Below are 2,564 nucleotides of genomic sequence, written 5' to 3'. Positions count from 1 at the left end.
GAGCACGATTCTGGCTGCGATATTGTTCCATCTTCTCATGAGGTTCGTCATCGGCACTGATATCGGTGCGCTCGGCGTTGGGGTGTTTGCCGCGGTCTACTTTGGCGTGATGCTGCTGATCGTTCGGTTCTGGCCAAGCAAGAACGGCACCTGAGTGCCAGCCATGCTAGGGAACCGGGCGAGTCGGCCCAGTTTTTGTTTCGCAACTGCCCGGTAAAGCTCCGGGGCTTGCTGCGCGCCATCACGAGGGTGACCCTAAATGACTGCACGAAAAACTCTTGTGATGTGGAGCGGTGGCCTCGACAGCACATACGGTCTTGTACGTCTGCTGCGCGAGAGTGACGATGAGGTCTACGCGCATCACATTAGTCGGTATGCACGGGACGATACTGGGCAGAGCATGACCCAAACCGCCAACTACGAAGATCGAGCTGTTCACGCGATGCGTCCGATTGTGGAAAAGGCCTATCGGCCTTTCACGTTTACCCAAAGCGCAGTGAATTTGCTGGCATTCCGGAACTTTGCCCGTGACACTTCGACGGCCATGTTCTTTGCCGCCCACGCTGCAATGTCTCACGACTTCAGCGGGCAGGATCGCATCCTATTGAGTATGAACAGCGACGAAGACAAAAGCTGGAACCCGGGCAGTGAACTCTACGACTTTCTGCGAGCTGCCACAATTCGTGTGTTGCGCGTCACCTGGGGGGGCGATGGGCACCCACGCTGTTTCCTATGGGATCATCCTCCGGCCAAGCGCGACGAGGCGGCGTATTTGCCGGAGCAACTGGTGACTCTGACGGCAAGTTGCCGAAATCCGCACCACGATCAGGCATCCAACACGTTCGGGCGATGCCAAGCGTGCCCCGAGTGCGTAAGCCTAAGCGCAATTGCTCCAAAGCGCAAATTGAAACTGGCGTAAAAGGAAGTGGCTGGCACCCCTATGATGGATAGTAATTCAGGTTGGTGGCTCGACGTCGCCCTGCCGGATTCTGGCGATGCCGTGCTGCTGAAGGCCGAGCTTTACCGGGCATTGTGCCGATCGTTGGGTGTTGACCGTCTGGAGGAACTGGGCTGTGGCGACGATGCCGTTGTGTACGCGTTGCCAGGCCAGAAGCTTGCCGCGCGGATCGCAATCAGCTCCGCCCCGTTTTCACGGTTCGTAGATCTCTCAAACCGGCAAGGATCGCGACATTTGCCTCGGGTTGTGCACCACGCGGACAACGGGCACTTATCGCTGACCATAATGGAGCATCTGGAGCCCGCGCCCGACCCGGCCGATATCGCGTTCTGGGCGGATGCCAATGCTGCCGCTGCCTTGGCCTACACAAGGCTGGATGAGCGTCCCTGCAGTGATGGCCCTCACAAGCCAGGGTTATACGAAATCGCCGCACTACTGGGCGATCTGGCAAGAGAACAGAACTACGCGCTCGATCTCAATAGAAACAATATACTAAGGCGAGGGGGTGGAGATGTTGTTTTTTCCGATGTTTGGTGCGGTTGGGGAGAGTAGACAGTGAATGTCCTGGCCTACCTTTTTCAGCTTTGTCTGTATTTTCTGGTCTTTTCCTTCGTCGTCTACTGGACACATCGGGCGGCTCATTCGATCAAGTTTTTGTGGCGCTTCCACAAGGCGCACCACTCTGTCCGCTATGCTGGCGACTACGAGTTTTCGTGGTGGAACCTGATTGGCTGGTTCAATGACTTGCGTTCGACGGCCGATCAGTGGATCACGGAAATCCTACCGCTCGCCGTCATGATCTACATGTGGCCAGCCGCCTGGCCTCTAGCCATTCTGTACTACATAGATGGCGTCGTCTTGGCCGAGGGGATTACCGACCACAATCCCAGAATCAACATTCCGGGGCTGGCCATGGGCCGCTATCACCTGATGCACCATCGGGATACATCGGTCAACTTCGATCAGTATTTCCGGCTTTGGGACACATTATTCGGAACCAAGCGCAATGTCGTTTAAGAATATCTACGAAGACTGGGCCGACTCCTACGATCTGATGTACCGCCATAAGGACGGGGGCATCGAGGAATTCAACCGGCTGTGTGCCAAGGTTCTGCCGCCTGACCTAAAGCGCAAACGCATACTTGAAATCGGCTGCGGCACCGGGCAGGCTGCGGCCGCGCTGGCGCTTGCCGGCCATCAGGTGACGGCGATAGATTTCAGCCCCAAGAAACTAGAAATCGCGCGTGGGCGCGCAGCCCGGCTCGGGCTCGATATCGATTTTCAAGAGGTCGATTTTCTTGAGAAGTCGAAGGGCGAGCCCTTCGATGTGGCGTTAGCCCTCAGCAGTTTTGTCACGCACTTCCTCGAAGAAGAGCGGCAGATGCGCTGCATTCGCAGGTTTCGTGATTGCCTAACCCCCGACGGGATCGCCATCGTGGGGATCTATGATTATGGTAAGATCATGCGGAACGAGCCGGATCTCGCAATCTCGCATGTTGCACCGATTCCCCGGCAGGGCGGCGACATGCTGTATTTTCAGCGCCGAACCTGGACGGGGGAACCGCGCAATCCCGTGCACAGGTGCTGCTATTTCATGGTACCGGAC

The 2,564-nt window shown here is 56.9% G+C and carries 4 protein-coding genes; all 4 read left to right on the top strand.

Annotated elements, in window-relative coordinates; genetic code table 11:
• Positions 1-259: 259 nt before the first annotated feature.
• Positions 260-919, top strand: coding sequence for a hypothetical protein (locus WBB85_RS04585; RefSeq protein ID WP_432637445.1), 660 nt, complete (start codon positions 260-262; stop codon positions 917-919).
• A gap of 21 nt (positions 920-940) precedes the next feature.
• Positions 941-1,510, top strand: coding sequence for a hypothetical protein (locus tag WBB85_RS04580; RefSeq protein ID WP_432637444.1), 570 nt, complete (start codon positions 941-943; stop codon positions 1,508-1,510).
• A 3-nt stretch (positions 1,511-1,513) separates the two neighbouring features.
• A complete protein-coding gene (locus WBB85_RS04575) occupies positions 1,514-1,975 on the top strand; it encodes a sterol desaturase family protein (protein ID WP_432637443.1) in 462 nt (153 codons plus the stop codon).
• Positions 1,965-2,564 (top strand): class I SAM-dependent methyltransferase (locus WBB85_RS04570; protein WP_432637442.1); only part of this gene is annotated, 600 nt, incomplete at its 3' end. The genes WBB85_RS04575 and WBB85_RS04570, both read left to right, overlap by 11 nt.

It is taken from the genome of Albidovulum sp., from assembly GCF_049646345.1.
GTDB lineage: Bacteria > Pseudomonadota > Alphaproteobacteria > Rhodobacterales > Rhodobacteraceae > Albidovulum.
This window is presented reverse-complemented; position numbering and strand designations above follow the sequence as displayed.